Genomic DNA, 21652 nt, shown 5'->3' with positions numbered 1-21652 from the left:
GAGTTTTCCATGGTCTTGCAACGCATTTTTGCTGCCGTACTGCTACTGGTATGCGCAGGTCTGACACTGATGGCCTGGCCTTACCAGGCACCCTTTTCCTATGAACCTGTAGGCCCGAGAGCCTTTCCTCTGCTGATGCTGGGGCTGATGGGGCTGGCTCTGCTGTACATGCTGATCCGCCCGACACCCATCGTTCACTCAGAAGATGAACCGCCTCTGGATCGTGAAACCCTGATCAAGATCGGCATCTGCATCGCGCTGTTGCTGGTTTTCGCCGGCCTGTTCGAGCCCCTGGGTTTCATCCTCAGCAGCATCCTGATCGGCATCCCCATGGCACGCCTGTATGGCGGGCGCTGGGTTCCGAGCATCGCGGTAGTGATCCTGATGAGCGTCGGCCTTTACCTGTTGTTCGATAAAGCCATGGACGTTCCCTTGCCTTTGGGCCTGCTCAGCGTTCTGGAGAATTGATATGGATACTTTCAGCTATCTGGGCCAGGGATTTGGTGTTGCCCTTACCCCTTACAATCTGGTCACGGCACTTTCCGGCACCTTGATTGGCACCGTCGTCGGCCTGCTGCCGGGCCTTGGCCCGATCAACGGCGTCGCGCTGTTGATTCCCATCGCATTCGCACTGGGCCTGCCGCCTGAATCGGCACTGATTCTCCTGGCTGCGGTTTATCTGGGCTGTGAATACGGCGGGCGTATCAGCTCGATCCTGCTGAACATTCCCGGCGAAGCTTCGACTGTGATGACCACGCTGGATGGTTATCCGATGGCCCGTAAAGGGCTGGCGGGGGTCGCGCTGTCACTGTCGGCATGGAGTTCATTCATCGGGGCGTTCATCGCCACCTGCGGCATGGTGTTGTTTGCACCGCTACTGGCCAAATGGGCGATAGCCTTCGGCCCGGCGGAATACTTCGTGCTGATGGTCTTCGCCATTGTCTGCCTGGGCGGCATGGCGGGTGATCGACCGCTCAAGACCTTTATTGCTGCACTGATCGGTCTGTTCCTGTCAGCCGTCGGTATCGATGCAAACAGCGGCGTGTACCGTTTTACCGGTGACAATATTCACCTGGCTGACGGCATTCAGTTCGTGGTGCTGGTGTTGGGCCTGTTTTCCATCAGCGAGATTCTGTTGCTGCTGGAGAAAACCCATCGTGGCCAGGAAGCCGTGAAAGCCACAGGGCGTATGCTGTTCAACTTCAAGGAAGCATCAGCGGTGTTCCTGGTGAACATCCGTTGCGGCCTGCTCGGTTTCGGTCTGGGCGTATTGCCGGGTGCCGGAGCAACGCTGGCCAGCGCCGTGGCTTACATGACTGAAAAACGCATTGCAGGCCCGAGCGGCAAGTTCGGCCAGGGCGATATGCGCGGCCTCGCGGCGCCTGAAACCGCCATCGGCGCAACCGCTTGTGGCGCGCTGGTGCCGATGCTGACCCTGGGTGTTCCGGGTTCCGGCACAACAGCAGTGATGATCGGCGCGCTGTCGCTGTACAACATCACGCCCGGCCCGATGCTGTTCCAGCAACAACCGGACATCGTCTGGGGCCTGATCGCTTCATTGTTCATCGCCAACATCATGCTGGTGATCCTCAACATCCCGATGATCCGCATCTTCACCCGCATCCTTGCCGTGCCGAACTGGGCACTGGTACCTGTGATCGCGATCATTACCGGGATTGGCGTCTACGCCGTCCATGCCACGACCTTCGACCTGTTCCTGATGGTCGGCATCGGTATCTTCGGCTATATCCTGCGCAAACTGGATTTCCCGCTGTCGCCGATTCTGCTCGGGTTCATTCTGGGTGGTTTGATGGAGCAGAACCTGCGTCGCGCCCTGTCAATCTCCAATGGCGCTCTGGAAATCCTGTGGGCCAGCCCGATCAGCATTGGTGTCTGGATCGTGACGATTTTCATGCTGCTGTTCCCGCTATACCGGATATGGCGCAAGCGCTCCCGGCAGTCTCGCGCGCTGGCCGATGTCTGACCGGTCCTTTCGTAGCTGGTGGGGCACTCCGCTGGTCGGCCTGCTTGGCGGATACCTCGCCAGCCAGGTCGGCTGGCCTTTGCCATGGATGATCGGCTCGTTGCTGGCGATCATCCTGGTCCGCTGTCTGACACCCTGGCAACTGACGCAAATCCCCGGTGGACGCAAAGTCGGGCAACTGATCATCGGCATCGGGATTGGCCTGCACTTCACCCCGGTAGTCATCGAGCAAGTGCTGGATCATTTCGGCCTGATTGTGCTCGGGGCGCTGGTGACCAGTCTTTCCAGCGTGGTCAGCGTCTGGCTGATGCTGCGCACCGGGGAGGATCGTCCTACGGCATTTTTCTCAAGCATGCCGGGCGGCTCGGGGGAAATGGTCAATCTCGGCGCACGCAATGGTGCGACCCTCAGCAGTGTTGCGGCCGCTCAAAGCCTGCGGGTGCTGGCGGTGGTGCTGTGTGTACCGGCGATCTTCAAATACCTGCTGGGTGACGGCACTCCAGCGCTGCATGCCACAACGGTGGACTGGCGATGGCTGCTGTTTCTGCTACCCGCGGGCGCGGTACTGGCTTTTCTCTGGCAACGCCTCAAACAACCCAATCCCTGGCTATTCGGGCCTCTGCTGCTCAGTTCAGTGGTCAGTGTCGCCTGGGACTTGAAAATCGGACTGCCCAACGGGGCCAGCCAGCTTGGTCAACTGCTGATCGGCAGCGGCCTGGGCTGTCACTTCAATCGTGAGTTCTTCAGGCGGGCACCGTCCTTTCTCGGACGCACGCTGGTGGGGACAGCCCTGACCATGCTGATCGCAGCCCTCGCCGCACTGGGCCTGAGCACCCTCACCCACCTGGATCTGCGCTCCCTGACCCTGGGCATGATGCCCGGCGGCATCGCCGAAATGAGCCTGACAGCCGAAGTGCTGCAACTATCGGTGCCACTGGTGACAGCAATGCAGGTCATGCGCCTGCTGTTTGTGATGTTTCTGGCAGAGCCGTTTTACAGGCGGTGGAATAGGAGATAGGAGCTGCAAGCTGCAAGCTTTTGACTTGAAGCTTAAAGCTTGCGGCTTGAAGCTTGGCGTCTAAAGCCTCCAATCAATCGGCTCCAAACCATTCTGCTCCAGGTATTTATTGGCTCGACCAAAATGTCCGTTACCCAGAAAGCCTTTATAAGCCGAGAGCGGCGACGGGTGAACCGAAGTCAGCACCAGATGCTTGGTGGCGTCGACCAGTTTCTGCTTGCTCTGCGCATGGGAACCCCACAGCAGGAAGACCAGATTCGGCTGATGGGCGCTGACGACTTCGATGACCTTGTCGGTGAAATGCTGCCAGCCCTTGCCGGCATGAGAAGCCGCATTGGCCCGCTGCACGGTCAGGGTGGTATTGAGCATCAGAACACCCTGATCGGCCCAGGCTTGCAGGCAGCCGTGGTTGGGGATATCGATGTTCAAGTCGCGCTTCAACTCCTTGAAGATATTCACCAGCGAAGGCGGCGCAGGCACGCCCGGTTGTACCGAAAAGCACAGGCCATGGGCTTGACCGGGACCGTGATACGGGTCCTGGCCGAGGATCACGACTTTCACCTGATCCAGCGGCGTCGAGTTGAGCGCATTGAAGATCAGCGGCCCCGGCGGATAGATTTCCTTGCCTTCGGCATGCTCCTGGCGCAGGAACTCACGCAGTTGCGCCATATAAGGTTTGTCGAACTCATCGCGCAGCGCTTGCTTCCAGCTGGGCTCAAGTTTGATGCGGTCATCGCTTGTCATGGTCATACCCGGTAAAAACACTGCGCGACACTAGGAAAGCTGGCTGCCAATGTCAAATGCGCAGCAGCAAACCAGCAGTTTCCTACACTTGATTGCAGATAGTCATTTGTAACTGCCTACACTGAATGACTCAACGTTCTGCAGTGCCAACGAGAGGGTCATGATGAATCTGCAATTCGAAGAGCTTCATGCACAAGATGGCGCCCGGATAGGTATCGCCAGTCTGGATGCCGAGAAATCACTCAATGCCCTGTCGCTGCCGATGATCCTGGCCCTTCAGAATCAGCTCGGCGCATGGGCGGACGATCCGCAAATCGTGTGCGTGCTGCTGCGCGGCAACGGGCCGAAAGCATTTTGTGCCGGCGGAGAAGTCCGCTCGCTGGCCGAAGCCTGTCGTGAATCTCCCGGCACCGTGCCACCTCTTGCCGCCAGTTTCTTCGCCGCTGAATACCGTTTGGACTACAGCCTGCATACCTACCCGAAACCCTTGATCTGCTGGGGACACGGCTATGTGTTGGGTGGCGGCATGGGGTTATTGCAAGGCGCCAGTATTCGTATCGTTACTCCGAGCAGCCGCCTGGCAATGCCCGAGATTGGTATCGGTTTATATCCGGATGTGGGCGCCAGCTGGTTTCTGTCCCGCCTGCCCGGAAAGCTGGGCCTGTTTCTGGGGCTGACCGGCGCGCACATCAATGGCCGTGACGCGCTGGATCTGGACCTGGCTGACCGTTTCCTCCTCGACGAACAACAGAACGTGCTGATAGAAAGCCTGCTGCAACTGAACTGGCAGGAACAGACTGACATACAGCTCAACAGCCTGCTCAAGGCCCTGCAACAGGAAGCCATCAGCCACTTGCCCGCCGCCCAGTGGCTGCCGCGTCGGCAACAGATCGATGAATTGCTGGATGTCGGGAATCTATCCGGTGCCTGGAATGCCATCAGTCATCTGCAATATCAGGATGACGCGCTGCTGGCACGTTGCGCGAAAAACCTGCTGGAAGGCTGCCCGTTGACCGCTCATCTGATCTGGGAACAGATCCGTCGAGGCAAGTATCTGTCACTGGCCCAGGTATTCCAGATGGAATACGCCATGAGCCTCAACTGCTGCAGCCATCCGGAATTCAATGAGGGTGTGCGGGCGCGTCTGATCGACAAGGATCACACGCCCCATTGGCACTGGCAGGACGTGGCGAGGATACCGAGAGCGGTGATAGATGCTCACTTCTCCAAGGCCTGGGAAGGCAGACATCCGCTGGCGGATTTGTCGTAAATACTGGCCTAGTCGCGGGCAAGCCCCCTCCCAAAGAGGAGGGGGACATTGGCACCTGCCTATCAATAACGGCCATCACCTCGGCCGCGATCCCATGACCGGCCGCCTCCACGGTAGTCATTGCGATAGTCGTTGCGGTAATTGTTCCGATAGCCATCATTGCCGCGGAACCGGTTATCACGCCATGCATGGCCCGGTGGCCGACCAGGGTTGTAGTAGCGCTGTTGCGGTGGAGGACCGTAATAGCGAGGTGGTGGCGGTGGTGCGTAATAACGCGGCTGCTGGCTGTAGTAATAGCGTGGCTGAGGCGCTACATAAATGCGCCGCTCCTGATAATAAGAAGAGCGGTAACCGTTGTCATAAGCATACCCTCCAGCGACGACTGTCGTCGGTTGTGTGTACACCTCGGATTCGTAGTAACCAGGACCTGCATAGCAACCTGTCATGAACAGGGCCAGAAACGCGATGAGCAAGGGTCTTCGATACATGGCGGCCTCCTTGGACCGCGATTGGGCACAACCAGCGACGCTGGTCGGCGTCTGCAACATTGGGTCAGCAGACGAATAATCTGACAGCAAAAAGCCCATCTAGTGCGGAGTTCACCTCGCCGCCTGTCCCTTTGAATAATGGCCAAATGGCTCGCAAGCCTTTGATAAACAAGGCCCAGCGACCCTGCTGCCGTTTCGTACAAAGATGCTACAAAACATTTCACCCTGCGACGCTTCATCACGGTGCAAACCTGCACCAGCACAAGGCAGACAGGCGCGTTAAAACCTCTCGCATTTTCCAGCACCCTTGGAGAAACAAGGCCTGTAGCAAGTTGGCACAACTCTCGCTTAACGATTGATGTGCAGGAGTCAACACAGCTTCGCGGCACCACAATTTGCAATAGCCGACTAGGGTTCCGGCTTGCCGACAGGCAAGTGGCTGGTCCGAGAGTTGGCGACCTCCAGTAGAGGTTACACGGCGGGATAAAAGCCCGGGAGACAGGACACCAGTGGTGTCGAGTTGCTCCTGGCCGCCCCTTTCACTACTGGAGGTTTATTCAGCATGCACAAGCCAAAGTCCCGCCTGTCCGGTCTGCTCGCAGCAGGCCTACTCGCTGCATTGAGCCTCTCGGCACAAGCCGCCCCCAAAGATCACTTCAACGTCTGCTGGACCATTTACGCGGGCTGGATGCCGTGGGAATACGCCGGCACTCAAGGCATCGTCGACAAATGGGCGAAGAAGTACGGCATCAAGATCGATGTCACCCAGCTCAACGATTACGTCGAATCGATCAATCAGTACACCGCCGGTCAGTTCGACGGCTGCACCATGACCAACATGGATGCCCTGACCATTCCGGCAGCCGGTGGCGTTGAAAGCACGGCGCTGATCGTCAGTGACTTCTCAAACGGCAATGACGGCATCGTGATCAAGGGCGAAGGCAAGAAAGTCGCCGACCTCAAGGGGATGAACGTCAATCTGGTCGAGCTGTCGGTTTCCCATTACCTGCTGGCCCGTGCGCTGGACAGCGCAGACCTCACCGAAAAAGACCTCAAAGTGGTCAACACCTCAGACGCCGATATCTCGGCAGCCTTCAACACCGATGAAGTGAAAGCCGTCACCACCTGGAACCCGATGCTCTCGGACATCAAGGCCAAGCCTGGCGTCACCCAGGTCTTCGACTCGAGCAAGATCCCCGGCGAAATCATGGACATGATGGTGGTCAACACTCAGACCCTGAAAGACAACCCGGCCCTGGGCAAGGCCCTGACAGGCGCCTGGTTTGAAGTGGTTGCCCTGATGAACGCCAAGTCGGCTGCCAGCAAGGCGGCACTGGAGCACATGGCCAAGGCTTCGGGTACCGATCTGGCGGGCTTCCAGGCGCAACTCGACACCACTCGGCTGTTCGCTACGCCCAAGGAAGCTCTGGCTTTCGCAACCAGCACCCAACTACCGGACACCATGCGCAAGGTCGCCAGTTTCTCCTTCGAGCATGGCTTGCTGGGCGAAGGTGCCAGAGACTCTAGCGCCGTGGGCATGTCGTTCGCCAATAGCGTGACTGAAGGCGACAAGGCCAACCTCAAGCTGCACTTCGACCCAAGCTACGTACAGATGGCCGTCGACAACAAGCTGTAAACCGCACCCAGCCCAAAGGTCATTGCCATGCGCTTGATAAATCGCCACCCGGATCGGGCCGGTCGCCTGATTCTGGTGATCCTGCCATTCGCCCTGTTGCTGTTCGCCTACTTCACGGGCTCGGCAACACGGCTGATGGAAAACCCCAACGATAAACTGCTGCCCAGCGCGGTGCAGATGGCCGATGCGGTCAATCGTATGGCCTTCACCGAGGACTCGCGCACCGGCAGTTATCTGCTTTGGCAGGACACCGGCTCCAGCCTGCAACGGCTGGCCATCGGTCTGGGAGTCAGCGCATTGCTGGGCCTGTGCCTGGGGATTGCGTCGGGCATTCTGCCGATCTTCGGCGCGCCGCTGTCGCCGTTGCTGACGGTGTTGTCGATGGTGCCGCCGCTGGCGATTCTGCCGATTCTGTTCATTGTTTTCGGGCTGGGAGAGTTATCGAAAGTGATGCTGATTGTCATCGGTATCACGCCGATTCTGGCGCGGGATCTGGAACAGCGCGCACGGGAAATCCCGGTCGAACTGCTGATCAAGGCGCAAACCCTCGGTGCCTCGACCTGGACATTGATCCTGCGGGTAATCCTGCCGCAACTGCTACCGCGCCTGTTGATCGCCTTGCGGCTGGTATTGGGATCGGCCTGGCTGTTCCTGATCGCGGCCGAAGCCATCGCGTCCACTGACGGGCTGGGCTACCGGATTTTCCTGGTACGCCGCTATCTGGCGATGGATGTGATTCTGCCTTACGTGATCTGGATCACCCTGCTCGCCTGGCTGATGGACTGGGGCCTGAAAGCTCTGACCCGCCGTGCATTCCCCTGGTATGAAGGAGCACGAGGATGAGCTTTATCAGTGTGCGCAATGTCTGGCAGCAGTACGACGATCAGGTTGTGCTTGAAGGCTTGAATCTGGAAGTGGCCGAAGGAGAGTTCTGCACCCTCGTCGGTGCATCGGGCTGTGGCAAGTCCACGTTCCTGCGCCTGCTGCTGGGCCAGGAAATCCCCAGCCGGGGCGCTATCACGCTGGACGGCAAGGTGCTGGCCAACGAGCCGGACCCGAGTCGTGGCGTGGTGTTCCAGCGCTACTCGGTGTTCCCGCACCTGAGCGTGCTGGACAACGTGGCGCTGGGGCTGGAGCTGCCGAATGCCCCCTGGCTCGGTCGTCTGTTCGGTCAGGCCAAGCGCGACGCACGGGAACAGGCCGCGGTGCTGCTGCATAAAGTCGGGCTGGGGCACGCACTCGACAAATACCCGACCCAACTGTCCGGCGGCATGCAACAACGGCTGGCCATCGCCCAGGCGCTGATCATGAAACCCCGGGTTCTGCTGCTGGACGAACCCTTTGGTGCGCTGGACCCCGGTATTCGCAAGGACATGCACAACCTGCTGCTGGAGCTGTGGCAGGAAACGAAGCTGACCGTGTTCATGGTCACCCACGACCTGTCCGAAGGCTTCAACCTCGGCACTCGCCTGATGGTGTTCGACAAGGTGCGCCAGGACCCGCACGCCCCTGGCGCCTATGGCGCACGCATCACTTACGACATCCCCTTGAACAGCGACCGCCGTGCTGCACGCGCGGCCCTCGACTCGCTGCAATCGGCTTGAAAGGAGCCCGACTCATGACTGACTCAACCACCCTGTTCCCCGTGTTCGCAGAAGAACTTCTGCCTGGCGGAGCCCATCGTTCATTCGTGCTCAAGCGCGGCGAGCTGCTACGCCTGACAGACCTGAACGGCAATGCCAATGTCAGCCTGACGCTGCTCAATGCCCATGAAAAGACCGAACGCCTGAACCTGCCCGACAGCCTCAAGTGCCAACACACCGCTAAACTCACCAGCGGCCATTGCCTGTATTCGGACATGGGTCGCGTGCTGGCGGCGATCAGCGCCGACACCTGCGGCTGGAGCGACAGCATCGGCGGCGTGCTCAACGCGGCGGAAGTCGAAGAGAAATACGGCCAGGGTCGCTACCAGGAACTGCGCAATGGTTTCTTCCGCAACGGCGTCGACAACCTGCTGGTAGAGCTGGGCAAATGGGGGTTGGGCCTGTCCGACCTGCTGATGACCCTGAACCTGTTCAGCCGGGTCAATGTGGACGAGGCCGGCAGCCTGCATTTCGTGCCGGGCAACTCGAAAGCTGGCGACTACATCGAGCTGTATGCGCCGATGGATACGCTGGTGGTACTCACTGCCCTGCAACACCCTATGGACCCCAACCCCAAGTACGCCCCACAGCCAGTGAAGCTGAGCTGGATGAAAGCCGACGCCAGCGTGGCCGAACACTGCCGCACATCACGCCCGGAAAACGAGCGTGGCTTTATCAATACCGACCGTCTGTTCGCCTGAGGAGGCCTTGTCATGCATTCGACCCAACACTGCTGCGACGCCACCATTGCGGCTGGCGAACCGTTCCTGGCCGAGGTCAAGGCCGGACAGACCGTGCGCATTCTCGACCTGGAAGGCAATCAGGCCGTCGATACCCTGTTCTACAGCCTGGCCAACCCACGCGAGCGCTATGACGTGCAACGCACCTTGCGTCGCCAGAACAGCGTGTACCTGACCACCGGCAGCGTCCTTTATTCCAACCTCGGCCAGCCAATGCTGACCATCGTCGATGACACCTGCGGACGTCATGACACCCTTGGCGGTGCCTGCGCCCAGGAGAGCAACACCGTGCGCTATGCCCTGGAAAAACTGCACATGCACAGTTGCCGCGACAACTACCTGCGTGCCTGCGCCCATGACGGTCGCCTGAGCAAAGGCGACATCGGCCCGAACATCAATTTCTTCATGAATGTCCCGGTGACCGCCGAGGGTGGCCTGACTTTCGAGGACGGCATTTCCGCGCCCGGCAAGTACGTCGAACTGCGCGCCGAGATGGATGTGATCGTGCTGATCTCTAACTGCCCACAACTGAACAACCCCTGCAATGGTTACAACCCGACTCCGGCCCGGCTGCTGATTCGCGACTGAATCCAGAAAATCGAGCCCTCCACAACGGACGACCGTTGTGCGCAACGACCCATAGCGGGACGGCCCGCTTCCCATCACGAAACCGAGCAAGCCTGGGTTTCCGGGGTTTATGCCATGTTCGACAAACTGCTGATCGCCAACCGCGGCGCCATTGCCTGCCGCATCCTGCGAACCCTGCGCACCTTGAAGGTCAAAGGTGTTGCGGTCTATTCCGAAGCCGATGCCGCCAGCCTGCACCTGATGCAGGCCGACGAAGCCTACAGCCTGGGTGAAGGCGGCGCGGCAGGTACTTATCTGGCGGTAGACAAGATTCTCGCCATTGCCCAAAGCAGTGGTGCCAAAGCGATTCATCCCGGCTACGGTTTTCTTTCGGAAAACGCGGCGTTCGCCCAGGCCTGCGAAGAAGCCGGCATCGCTTTCGTCGGCCCGACGCCAGAACAACTGCGCGTCTTCGGCCTGAAACACACAGCGCGAGCCTTGGCCAAACAACATGGAGTGCCCATGCTCGAAGGCACCGAGCTGCTCGACAGCCTTGAATCGGCACTCACGGCGGCACGTGGCATCGGCTACCCGGTAATGCTCAAAAGCACCGCTGGCGGTGGCGGGATCGGCATGCGCGTATGTCGAAGCGCCGATGAACTGGCCGAATCCTTTGAGGCGGTAAAACGCCTGGGCCAGAACAACTTCAGCGACGCGGGCGTGTTCATCGAAAAATACATCCAGCGCGCTCGCCACCTTGAAGTGCAGGTTTTCGGTGACGGCCAGGGCGAAGTGCTCGCCCTTGGCGTACGCGATTGCTCGGTACAGCGCCGCAACCAGAAAGTCCTGGAAGAAACCCCGGCCCCTAACCTGCCGGAAGGCATGGCTGACGAACTCTGCGCAGCAGCCATCAAGCTCGCTAAAGCGGTCAATTACCGCAGCGCCGGAACTGTGGAGTTTGTCTTCGACAGCGAAGATCAGCGTTTCTACTTTCTGGAAGTGAATACCCGCCTGCAGGTCGAACACGGTGTCACCGAGCAGGTGTGGGGTGTCGATCTGGTCGGCTGGATGGTGCAACTGGCGGCCGGTGATCTGCCGCCGCTCAGCGAGTTGCAAGCCACACTGAAACCCACCGGCCATGCCATTCAGGCGCGGTTGTATGCCGAAGATCCGGGACGCGACTTCCAGCCCTGCCCCGGCCTGTTGACTGCCGTGAACTTTCCTCAGGCCGATGGCCAGAAGCTGCGCATCGATACCTGGGTTGAAGCCGGTTGCGAGATCCCGCCGTTTTTCGATCCAATGATCGCCAAGCTCATCAGTTGGGCACCGGATCGTCAGCAAGCCAGTGATGCATTGGCCGAAGCCTTGAGCAACACGCGCCTGTATGGCGTGGAAACCAACCGCGATTATCTGCGGCAGATCATCGTCGATGCGCCCTTTGCCAGCGGCCAGCCGTGGACACGTTGCCTGGAAAACCTGATCTATCACGCCGACACCTTTGAAGTGCTCAGCGGCGGCACCCAGACCACCGTGCAGGACTATCCGGGCCGCCTTGGTTACTGGGCGGTCGGCGTACCGCCGTCAGGGCCTATGGACAGCCGCGCCTTGCGCCAGGGCAATCGCCTGCTGGGTAATGCCGAAGGTTGCGCGGCACTGGAAATCACCATGAGCGGGCCACTGATTCGTTTCAATACCGATGCGGTAGTGGCTGTTACGGGCGCGCAGATCCCGGTCACTCTGGACGGTAAGCCGCAGCCCATGAACACGGCGCTGTTGCTGCCCGCCGGTTCGACGTTGGCGATGGGCACCATTGCGGGTGCCGGAGCACGCAGTTACCTGTGCGTTCGCGGTGGTCTGGATGTGCCGGACTATCTGGGCAGCAAAAGCACCTTCACCCTCGGCCAGTTCGGCGGCCATGGCGGACGGGCGTTACGCGCAGGAGATGTATTGCATATTGCGACGCTGGCAGACCGCAGCGCGGGGCAGCGTGTGCCGGATGAACAGATCACTCCCTTGGCAGATGTGCGTCAGATTCGTGTGATTTATGGGCCGCATGGCGCGCCGGAATATTTTACCGAGGGTTACATCGACACGTTCTTTGCCACCGACTGGGAAGTGCATTTCAACTCCAGCCGCACCGGCGTGCGCCTGATCGGGCCCAAGCCGGAATGGGTGCGCGCCGATGGTGGCGAAGCGGGTTTGCACCCGTCCAATATCCATGACAATCCCTACGCCATCGGCGCGGTGGATTTTACCGGCGACATGCCCGTCATCCTCGGCCCCGACGGCCCGAGCCTGGGCGGATTCGTCTGCCCGGTGACCATCATCGAAGCGGATCTGTGGCAGTTGGGGCAGCTCAAGGCCGGAGATAAAGTGCGTTTCAGCCCGGTCAGCCTGGAAATAGCCCGCGCGCTCCTCTGTAGGAGCGACTTCAGTCGCGAAGACGGTGGCTCATGCACAAATGATGCGTTGGATGTAACGGCCTCTTCGCGGATAAATCCGCTCCTACAGAATCCGGTTGTGCTGGATATAGGCCAGGACGACAAACGACTGGTCGCCCGGCTATCAGGCGACACCCATGTGTTGCTGGAAATCGGGGCTCCCGAACTGGATCTGGTGCTGCGATTCCGCGGGCACGCCTTGATGCAGGCGCTGGAAAGCAAGGCGCTGCAAGGGGTGATCGACCTGACGCCAGGCATTCGCTCCCTGCAAGTGCATTACCAGCCCGAACAACTGCCTCTCAAAACACTGCTGGATATCGTCGCCGGTGAATGGGATGCCGTCTGCGCCACCCAGGATCTGCAAGTCCCGTCGCGCATCGTGCATCTGCCCTTGTCCTGGGACGATCCGGCCTGTCAGTTGGCAATCGAGAAATACATGACCACAGTGCGCAAGGACGCGCCCTGGTGCCCGAGCAACCTGGAGTTCATCCGCCGCATCAACGACCTGCCCAATCTGGACGAAGTGCAACGAACGGTGTTCGACGCCAGCTATCTGGTCATGGGCCTCGGTGACGTCTATCTCGGCGCACCTGTCGCCACACCACTGGACCCGCGTCATCGTCTGGTCACCACCAAGTACAACCCGGCACGTACCTGGACCGCCGAAAACTCGGTGGGCATCGGCGGAGCCTACATGTGCGTGTACGGCATGGAAGGCCCCGGCGGCTATCAGTTCGTGGGCCGTACGTTGCAGATGTGGAACCGCTATCGCGAAGTCGCCGCCTTTGACGGCAAACCCTGGCTACTGCGCTTCTTCGACCAGATCCGCTTTTACCCGGTCAGCGCCGATGAACTGCTGCGCATCCGTCGAGACTTCCCGCTGGGCCGCTACCCGCTGGAAATCGAACACAGCACCCTGAACCTGGCCGAATACCAGGCCTTCCTGAGTCAGGAAGCCGAGGGAATCGCCGCCTTTCGCAGCCAGCAGCAGGCCGCTTTCCAGGCCGAACGCGAACGCTGGATCGCCAGCGGGCAAGCCAACTTCGAGAGCGAAGAAAGTGCGGCCCCGCTCACCGATGAGCCTGCACTCGAAGCGGGTCAGCAAGGGATCGACAGCCATATCGCCGGCAACCTCTGGCAAGTGCAGGTCCAGCCGGGTGAACGGGTTGCGGCAGGAGATGTGCTGGTGATTCTGGAGTCCATGAAAATGGAAATCCCGCTGCTGGCTCCCGTGAGCGGCGTCGTTCGCGATGTGCGGGTGCAACCTGGCTCGGCGGTGCGAGCCGGGCAACGTGTGGTCGTTCTGGAAACGGACTGAAACCTTGTGTCTTTAACTCTTTCGACGGAATTCGCCATGAACCACAACGTACTCCCAAGCGACCTGCAACTGGATACACTGCGTGCCGCGTACCAGTCCGGCAGCCTGACGCCCCGGCAACTGATCCTGGCCCTCCATGAAAAGGCCGCCGTACTGAATCCTGACTTTCACCTGTTCATCCACCTGCTCACCCCGGCAGAACTGGAGCCTTACCTCGCCGTACTGGAAAACCGCGATATCAAAGACCTGCCGCTGTACGGCATCCCGTTTTCGATCAAGGACAATATCGACCTTGCAGGCATTGCCACCACCGCAGCCTGCCCGTCCTATGCGTATGTGCCACAACGTTCGGCAACCATTGTCGAGCAACTGATCGCTCTGGGCGCAGTGCCCATGGGCAAGACCAATCTCGATCAATTCGCTACCGGCCTGAACGGCAGCCGTTCACCCTATGGCACATGCCCCAACAGCGTACTCAAGGACTATCCGTCCGGCGGGTCGAGTTCCGGTTCGTCATTGGCCGTGGCATTGGGAGTCAGCAGCTTCTCGCTGGGCACCGACACCGCAGGCTCGGGCCGGGTGCCCGCAGCGCTGAACAATCTGGTCGGCATGAAAGCCAGTAAAGGGCTGATCTCCACGGCTGGCGTAGTACCGGCCTGCCGTACGCTGGATTGCGTCACCACCTTCACTGCCACAGCAAGGGAAGCCAGCCAGTTGCTGGGGCTGGTGGCCAGGCTGGACCCTCGCGACGAATACAGCCGCAGCAACCCGCTGTGGAACGACGCTTCGGCCTTCGGCGCGCCCCGTGCTTTGCGTTTCGGCGTGCCACGTGCCGAAGACCTGGAGTTTTTCGGGTGTGCCGAAGGCCCGCAGTTGTTCGAGGCGGCGCTCGCTCATCTGAAAGCACTGGGCGGTGAAGCTGTCACCCTGGATCTTTCGCCCTTCCTGGAAGCGGCGCGTCTGCTGTATGAAGGCCCATGGGTCGCCGAACGCTACAGCGTGGCCGGGCAATTGATGCAGGAAGCTCCCGACGCCGTGCTGCCCGTTATCCGCGCTGTACTGGCCAAGGCGCCTGCGGTCACGGGTGTCGATACTTTCCGGGCGCAATATCGTTTGCAGGCGCTCAAGGCGATCTGCGACAAGGCGCTTGAAGACCTGGACTTCGTGGTCACGCCCAGCATCGGTCGCCCGGTCACCTCGGCAGAGCTCGAAGCAGAACCGGTGTTGCGCAACTCGGAGCTGGGTTACTACACCAACTTCGTCAACCTGCTGGATTACGCGGCGGTTGCGGTCCCCAGTGCCTTTATGAACAACGGCCTGCCCTGGGGCGTAACGCTGTTTGGTCGGGCCTTTACCGATCAGTACCTGCTGAGCATGGCCGACGCCTTGCAACGCCAGACCGCACTGCCACTGATCGGTGGCCACATTCCAGATCTGCCTCAACCCAAGTCCGCCGCCCGCAATGACATGAGCCGCCTTGTGGTATGTGGCGCCCACCTGGACGGCCTGGCACTGAACTGGCAACTCAAGCAGCGCGGCGCACGCTTGCTGGAAGTGACACAAAGCTCGCCCGACTATCAGTTGTATGCACTGGCAGGCGGCCCGCCGTTTCGTCCAGGCATGTTGCGTGTCGCGCAAGATGGCGTGGCGATAGAGGTGGAAGTCTGGGAGCTACCGAGCCGTGAGCTGGGTTCATTCCTGACCGGCATTCCCGCACCGCTGGGGCTGGGCAAGGTGCAACTGGCCGATGGACGCTGGGAAAGCGGCTTTATCTGCGAACCTTATGGCCTTGAAGGCGCGACCGATATCAGCCATCTGGGCGGCTGGCGTGCTTATCTGCAACAGCGCTGAACCCATAAATAGATAGGCAACTGCGCAGCCTTGGCAGTGACATAGTAAGCGGCCACTCACTTCGCTATGTCACTGTCATGGATGAACTCTGGAAATCCCTCTCTGCTGCTTCCAATCTGGAGCATCCCGATTTCATCATATTGCCGGGGCCTGATTCGGAACGAAAAGACAGCCTCAATGGCTCGGGGGCATTTTCCCTTGCGCCGCTGCATTACCCGACTGACGAAAAACCGCTGCCGGAGATCGCCTCGCCATCACCTTCGGCATTACCCGATACACAAGCCCTACAGCGACTGAAAAAGCTCAGAAAAAGCCCCGGTTTCAAACTGCTTGCCGACTCGATCCTGCTGTTGAAAACCCTGCAACTGGACATGGACTGCCCTCCTCCCCGACGGGCGTATATCGGCGAGCAACTGAAAGCCCTGCTGCTGCAGAAGGCTGGCAAGCAACTGGACCCTGACCACCTGCACATCACCTTCACGACCGAAAACCGGCCCTCGGTCGATGAGCGTGGGCGCGAGCGTTACAGCGCCCGACTCTCCCTGACCGAACTGGCCCTGATATCTGGCGACACGAGCCGGCTGGCAGACCTGCTGAGCTGCACGATAACCGACACATTGCCGGCCCCGGATACGCCATCACTAAGCTCCAGGACACTGTTTGACCTCATCATCAATGCCCCGTGGGTCGATGACTACACCAGCAAGGTCAATGCCTTCTGGCACAAACATGAAACGACTTACCGCGCACTGGCCAGGCTTTCCTTTCTCGATGTGCTGGCACGAAAGTTCGCCCGGAAAAAGATCAGCCGCAACGGTTATTACCTGACGCTAGATGCACTGGGGCTCAAGCACTTTCCAGCCGACAGCCAGGCGCTGGAACAGACCGCACGAGGAAACAGCTCGGAGGTCCGCATGCTGTCTGTCAACGCTCAGCTCGTACCCGGCATCTTTCAGGTCAGGTCGCTGAACACCTCGCATTGCTTCATTCATGTCCTGGGTGATACGGCAACCATCACCGAGTACATCAGTGACGAGCCGCGCCAGATGACCCAACGATTGCTCGACGCCCTTAATGCCTCAAGGCAGCATCGACTCTGGCTGAACAAATACATTGCCGATGAAAGCCTGGCACTCGTGGTCGAGTCGGTAGTGCTTCAGGGTGACGTGTTCAGCCACCTGACAGATGCTCAGAAAACATTCGCACTCGACCTGCTGGAAAGCGTGGATGGCGCCCACGATATCGACCTGCTCAAACCCATTGCACGTGGCCTGACCCTGGCAGGAGCGGTAGACCTCTGGCAGACAAAGGCCCCCATCCTCGGGCAAGTCCCCGCACCGCTGAAAATAGCGGCGCAGCTCATGGCTGAAGTCATCCTCACCCTGCATGGCGCAGAGCTAAACCCTGATCACGTCTTCATTGCCTATCGACGCGGGCACTCGGTCACGCCGCTGGGCAGCATTCTGCGACCTACCGTTCATGTACACGTACCCGACGAGAAACCCGTCAGCCTCAGTGAAGCCCTGATGAGCAATTATCGGGTGCAATACCCTGCCGGCTATATCGACCATGGCGGTCGGTCGGTGGTGTATCTGGACACGACCGGCAAAGGCGTCTGGTCAGCCGACAAGGAGCTTGCGGTTGCGGCCCTGGATATCGAAGAACGGATAAAAGCCATCGACTTTCTGCACCTGATGTCCCGCCGTCTCGATGAATTCTGGGAACAACAGGCGCAGAGGATCGAGCAGATATTTCAGGCCATGTTGATCAGTCAGGCCGTGATCTGCCTGAAACAGGGCAGCCTGCTGCGCAGCGGCTTCGACAGCATCGTGAAGTCATTGACGGACCCCGCTGCGCAATGGCTCACCCTGGGCTTTGAAGTGCAGAACTCATTTGTTGAAGGTGTAGAGCACCAGTATTGCGCTGGCCTGCTGGTGCTTGAGGAGCCCGACAAGCCGCAAAGGGTGCTTTATCAAGCCGGGCTGCCCAAGGCGCTCATTGAATTCAAGAACGATGAGGCCCTTCAGGAATACCTCAGGCAAGCCACCGGGGACGAGAAGTGGCGCACGGCCGTACTGAATTACGTACCGGGCCGCAATCAGGAGCGCTTGAACTATCTGTTCAGGTTATGGGGCGGAGTCCAGGCACCAGACCCGCCTGCTTCGATACTGCGCCCCTGGACAGACGCGATATACAACCCCGATGTGCGCAAGGCATTAAGCCATTCGCTGCATAGATATCTGCTGCCGGGCTCGCCGTTCGCTTTCATGCGCCAGACACTGAAACAGAACACCCTGGAAGAGACCCAACAACAGATCGTGACTTCGACCCAGCTTTCGCTGCGCTACTGGACCCAGCGTCTGAGTCATCTGCAATGGGTGCTGGCCCCCATGTCTTTTCTGCTGACCCCTGCGTTCATTGCGGTACTGGCCATCGACATCGGCATCACGTCCCTGAACATCGTAGCGGCCAATCAGCCCGGCAGTGGTCGCGAGGAAAAGAAGCAGGCGATCCTGTCTGCACTGTCATTGGGGTTGTTCAGCCTGATGCCTTTCACGCCAAGGTTGCTTGGGGCGCTCAAGAAAGTCGTGACGCCTGCAAGAAACATCGTGCGCACACAACGCGCCACAGCCGTTCGCCCCTTGAGCCACGCGTCACTGTTTGGCCATTCAATGCAACCTCGGCAAACCCGTCTGGAGAAGTTCTTTCACACCGACAGCATGCTCAAGGTCTGGACCGTGCCGGGGCATCCACGCTATGGCAACCTGCCTATCCATGCCTGGAAACTGGGACGCAAGTTTCTGCTCTGGACATCCAGCAAAGGTCAGGCCCGCACCCTGGTGGTCAGCACCCATGGCCAGTATCTGCCCTGGAGTTCGACGGTCAAAATCCCCAACGGCACAGAAATACAAACCTATGCACCTCATGGTTATCTTCTTGCCGATCCAAAGCTGCATCGCGTCGTCAGTAAAAAAGTCGGCCCATTTGCCATATCGAATACGGCGGGCAATACCCTGGCGATACCGCCATCTTCACTGCCCTCTCTGGTAGTGACCGACAAACTCATGGCGGGCACCTCGGTTCACGGCAGATTGAAGAATTACACCTTGTCAAAGTTTCAGACTCTGGCCGATGAAAGCTATCAGGACATTGCCAATATTGTGCGCAATTCAAATATCTCGCCTTTCAAAGGGCACCTCCCGCCCGTCCCCATGGATATATTGACGGTGCGTAACCGTTTTGCAATGTCCGCACCCTCGCTGGAAGATCTGTTCAAGACATTATCGGCGCAGGGTATTCATTACGACCGGATTCTTTTGGTGCATTGTCGATGTTCCGCCATTGACGCCTTCCTGCGTCGAAGCCCGGTTTATCTGGCTCCGGCGCTTATCAATGCGCCCTGACTGAAAGTGGCCAGAGACTTGCTTTATATATCCGGTTATTAATGAATCGCCGATTCATTTAATATACGCACTCTCAAGGATATTCAAGAAAGCGGATCTTTCATGCCCCATCACTCTGCAATTACATCTCATCGTTCATTATTACTGACCTTAGTGTTTTTGCTCGGAAGCGGCTTTCTGACAACCTCACTGTTGAGCTATTACGTTTCACGAGAATCCATTCGCAACGCAATTATCAACACTGAGTTGCCATTGACCTCGGATACCGTCTATTCGGAAATCCAGAAAGACCTGGTCCGGCCCGTTCTCATTTCCTCGATGATGTCGCGCGATACTTTCATGCGCGACTGGATTGTCGATGGCGAACGCAACCCGGAACAAATGACCCGTTACCTCAAGGAAGTCATGGATCATTACGGAGCCTACACATCCTTTTTCATCTCCGATTCCACCCATATCTATTACCACGCCAAAGGCATTCTGAAAAAAATCAGCGCCCTTGAACCGCGAGACGCCTGGTATTACCGGGTGCGGGACATGGACGTGCCTTACGAAATCAGCTTCGACCCCGACATGGCCAACAAAGACAACCTGACCTTTTTCATCAACTACAAAGTATTCGACTACAACAACCGGTTTATCGGGGTAGCCGGAGTAGGTCTTACCGTCGATGCCGTCACCCAACTGATTGACCGCTACCAGCAACGCTATGAGCGCAACGTCTACCTCGTCGACACCTTCGGACGCATCGTCCTGACTGGAGCGGGCGGCGGGCCACAAGGCGCAGTGATCGGGCAAAAGCTGCAAGACCTGCCCAGCATGAGTGACCTGCAGGAAAAGCTGCCCAAACCTCACAGTGGCACCTTTGAATACAGCACCGAAGACGAAGGTCATTTTCTGAATGTGCGTTTCATCCCCGAACTGGACTGGTATCTGTTCGTCGACAAACAGGAAGAAAAAGCCCTGAGCGACATTCGCCAGTCGCTGTACCTGAACCTGTTCATCTGCCTGATCGTGACGCTGGTGATTGTCGGGCTCCTGCATCGCATCATCATCAGCTACCAGCAAAAACTTGAAACCCAGGCCGCGCTCGACAGCCTGACCGGCTTGCCCACTCGTCGAGGCTTCAACCTGCTGGCCGTCAATACGCTCAAGGATACGCAACGCGAAGCCACGCCCCTTACGGCGCTGCTGCTGGACCTGGATCACTTCAAGCGGCTCAATGACACTCATGGTCATCTGGCGGGCGATGAAGTGCTGGCCGGTTTTGCCAATGATCTGAAAAGCTGTCTGCGCCAGTCAGACATCATTTGCCGCTGGGGCGGTGAAGAGTTCATCATCCTGCTCAAGGGCAGCGACACCAAAGGCGCCCAACGCATCGCCGAGAAAATCCGTGAACTGGCCGAACAGCACGTTTATATATTTTCCGGCCTGCCATTACAGGTCACCGTCAGCGTAGGGCTGGCCGAACTGCAAAGCGGTGATACCCTGCAAAGCCTGATCGCCCGTGCCGACAGCGCGCTCTATCGCGCCAAACTCAATGGCCGCAACCAAGTCTGTATCGAGAACCCTATCCCGGCATGAACACAACAGCGACACACACAGACCCCGGCCTGTGCCCGGTATGCGGCTTCAGCAACAGTTGCACACTGGCGGACCCACGCACGGTCGATCAAGCCTGCTGGTGCTTTTCGCAGACCATTGACCCGGCCGTGCTGCAAGCCCTGCCCGCCGAGATCCGCAACCTGGCCTGCCTGTGCCCGCGCTGCGCCGGCATCGCAAACAGTGTGCAGGCCAAACCGGAACGATAGGCGTACCATGCGCGCTCCTTGCCCATCGCCCTGTTACCCTCATGCGTCTTGACCGCTTTCTCAGCAACCTGCCCCGCTTCAACCGCCAGCATGTCCGCCTGGCGCTGGCCAGTGGGCGAGTCAAAGTCGATGGCCTGGTGATTGGCGATCCACATCATGAAGTGCGCGAGTTCAGCCGAGTGGAATTCGACAGCGAATTACTGCAGGCCGGCAAGGCAGCCCGTTATTTCATGCTGCACAAACCGCGAGGCTATGTGAGTGCAACAGTCGATGCACAACACCCGACCGTACTCGACTTGCTGGATGAACCCGACAAACATGAACTGCACATCGCCGGTCGGCTGGATTTCAATACCACCGGCCTGATGCTGATCACCAACGACGGACAGTGGTCACGTCGCCTGACCCAGCCTCAAACCAGACTTTCAAAAGTGTATTACGTCGAGACAGAGCAAGTTATCGACGAACGGTACATAGCAAAGTTTGCCGAAGGTTTTTACTTTGCCTACGAGAACATCACCACACAACCTGCCGCTCTGACCCTGCTCGGACCTCGCCGTGCAAGGCTCAGTATCGTGGAAGGCCGTTACCATCAGGTAAAACGGATGTTCGGTCATTTCGACAATAAAGTACTGATTCTGCATCGAGAAAGCATGGGGCCTCTGGCCCTGGCCCCCGAGCTAGAGCCCGGCAGCTATCAGGCACTGAGTAGCGCTCAAATTCAGTCGATCTGAAAA

Annotated in this window: 17 protein-coding genes and 1 riboswitch; of the genes, 15 read left to right on the top strand and 2 right to left on the bottom strand. The window is 58.9% G+C overall.

The genetic code is table 11. The features are described from left to right. Nucleotides 1-9: 9 nt before the first annotated feature. Genes Q6A51_RS12355 through Q6A51_RS12345 form a run of 3 tightly spaced genes read left to right on the top strand, consistent with a single transcriptional unit; the run spans nt 10 to nt 3002 of the window. Nucleotides 10-468 (top strand): tripartite tricarboxylate transporter TctB family protein, encoded by a 459-nt coding sequence (locus Q6A51_RS12355; protein WP_201000188.1) that lies wholly within the window; start codon nt 10-12, stop codon nt 466-468. A gap of 1 nt (nt 469) precedes the next feature. Beyond that, complete coding sequence (locus tag Q6A51_RS12350) at nt 470-1984, top strand: tripartite tricarboxylate transporter permease (protein ID WP_201017413.1); 1515 nt, start codon at nt 470-472, stop codon at nt 1982-1984. Continuing rightward, a complete protein-coding gene (locus Q6A51_RS12345; RefSeq protein ID WP_304574910.1) occupies nt 1977-3002 on the top strand; it encodes an AbrB family transcriptional regulator in 1026 nt (341 codons plus the stop codon). Before Q6A51_RS12350 ends, Q6A51_RS12345 begins: the two co-directional genes overlap by 8 nt. 60 nt (nt 3003-3062) lie before the next feature. Here the strand turns inward: Q6A51_RS12345 and ung are convergent, their stop codons facing one another. Then, nucleotides 3063-3746 carry a uracil-DNA glycosylase gene (gene ung / locus Q6A51_RS12340; RefSeq protein WP_304574909.1) on the bottom strand — a complete coding sequence of 228 codons (684 nt, stop codon included), beginning with the start codon at nt 3744-3746 and terminating at the stop codon, nt 3063-3065. A 163-nt stretch (nt 3747-3909) separates the two neighbouring features. Here ung and Q6A51_RS12335 point away from each other — a divergent pair, with 163 nt between their 5' ends. Next, entirely contained in the window at nt 3910-5016 is a 1107-nt protein-coding gene (locus Q6A51_RS12335) for an enoyl-CoA hydratase/isomerase family protein (RefSeq protein ID WP_304574957.1), read from the top strand. A 62-nt stretch (nt 5017-5078) separates the two neighbouring features. On the opposite strand, the gene Q6A51_RS12330 is transcribed toward Q6A51_RS12335, so the two are convergent. Further along, nucleotides 5079-5420 carry a hypothetical protein gene (locus tag Q6A51_RS12330; RefSeq protein WP_201000288.1) on the bottom strand — a complete coding sequence of 114 codons (342 nt, stop codon included), beginning with the start codon at nt 5418-5420 and terminating at the stop codon, nt 5079-5081. Nucleotides 5421-5901: 481 nt separating this feature from the next. Beyond that, a riboswitch (guanidine-I (ykkC/yxkD leader) is annotated at nt 5902-6004 on the top strand. A gap of 62 nt (nt 6005-6066) precedes the next feature. On the opposite strand from Q6A51_RS12330, the gene Q6A51_RS12325 reads away from it, so the two are divergent. The 11 genes from Q6A51_RS12325 to Q6A51_RS12275 all read left to right on the top strand — a co-directional run bounded on the left by Q6A51_RS12325 (nt 6067) and on the right by Q6A51_RS12275 (nt 21649). Further along, nucleotides 6067-7140 (top strand): putative urea ABC transporter substrate-binding protein, encoded by a 1074-nt coding sequence (locus tag Q6A51_RS12325; RefSeq protein ID WP_304574908.1) that lies wholly within the window; start codon nt 6067-6069, stop codon nt 7138-7140. A 27-nt stretch (nt 7141-7167) separates the two neighbouring features. Then, on the top strand, nt 7168-7983 hold the full coding sequence (locus tag Q6A51_RS12320) for an ABC transporter permease (RefSeq protein ID WP_201000193.1): 816 nt from the start codon (nt 7168-7170) through the stop codon (nt 7981-7983). Further along, the gene (locus Q6A51_RS12315) at nt 7980-8744 is read left to right on the top strand and encodes an ABC transporter ATP-binding protein (RefSeq protein WP_201000194.1); all 765 of its coding nucleotides are present in this window, start codon (nt 7980-7982) and stop codon (nt 8742-8744) included. The genes Q6A51_RS12320 and Q6A51_RS12315 overlap by 4 nt, the downstream gene beginning before the upstream one ends. A 14-nt stretch (nt 8745-8758) precedes the next feature. Continuing rightward, nucleotides 8759-9484, top strand: coding sequence for an urea amidolyase associated protein UAAP1 (locus Q6A51_RS12310; protein WP_304574907.1), 726 nt, complete (start codon nt 8759-8761; stop codon nt 9482-9484). Nucleotides 9485-9496: 12 nt separating this feature from the next. Then, on the top strand, nt 9497-10111 hold the full coding sequence (locus Q6A51_RS12305; protein WP_304574906.1) for an urea amidolyase associated protein UAAP2: 615 nt from the start codon (nt 9497-9499) through the stop codon (nt 10109-10111). Nucleotides 10112-10225: 114 nt separating this feature from the next. Next, nucleotides 10226-13849 carry an urea carboxylase gene (gene uca, locus Q6A51_RS12300; protein ID WP_304574905.1) on the top strand — a complete coding sequence of 1208 codons (3624 nt, stop codon included), beginning with the start codon at nt 10226-10228 and terminating at the stop codon, nt 13847-13849. 36 nt (nt 13850-13885) lie between these two features. Continuing rightward, nucleotides 13886-15700 carry an allophanate hydrolase gene (gene atzF, locus Q6A51_RS12295; protein WP_304574904.1) on the top strand — a complete coding sequence of 605 codons (1815 nt, stop codon included), beginning with the start codon at nt 13886-13888 and terminating at the stop codon, nt 15698-15700. A gap of 77 nt (nt 15701-15777) precedes the next feature. Next, on the top strand, nt 15778-19104 hold the full coding sequence (locus tag Q6A51_RS12290) for a dermonecrotic toxin domain-containing protein (RefSeq protein ID WP_304574903.1): 3327 nt from the start codon (nt 15778-15780) through the stop codon (nt 19102-19104). Between the two features lie 102 nt (nt 19105-19206). After that, complete coding sequence (locus Q6A51_RS12285; RefSeq protein ID WP_201017421.1) at nt 19207-20688, top strand: sensor domain-containing diguanylate cyclase; 1482 nt, start codon at nt 19207-19209, stop codon at nt 20686-20688. Continuing rightward, nucleotides 20685-20915, top strand: a complete 231-nt coding sequence (locus tag Q6A51_RS12280; protein WP_201017422.1) for a cysteine-rich CWC family protein — start codon at nt 20685-20687, stop codon at nt 20913-20915. The genes Q6A51_RS12285 and Q6A51_RS12280 overlap by 4 nt, the downstream gene beginning before the upstream one ends. A gap of 41 nt (nt 20916-20956) precedes the next feature. Continuing rightward, complete coding sequence (locus Q6A51_RS12275; protein ID WP_201017423.1) at nt 20957-21649, top strand: pseudouridine synthase; 693 nt, start codon at nt 20957-20959, stop codon at nt 21647-21649. The last annotated feature ends 3 nt before the right edge of the window (nt 21650-21652 follow it).

This window comes from Pseudomonas serbiensis, from assembly GCF_030580745.1.
GTDB lineage: Bacteria > Pseudomonadota > Gammaproteobacteria > Pseudomonadales > Pseudomonadaceae > Aquipseudomonas > Aquipseudomonas serbiensis.
This window is presented reverse-complemented; position numbering and strand designations above follow the sequence as displayed.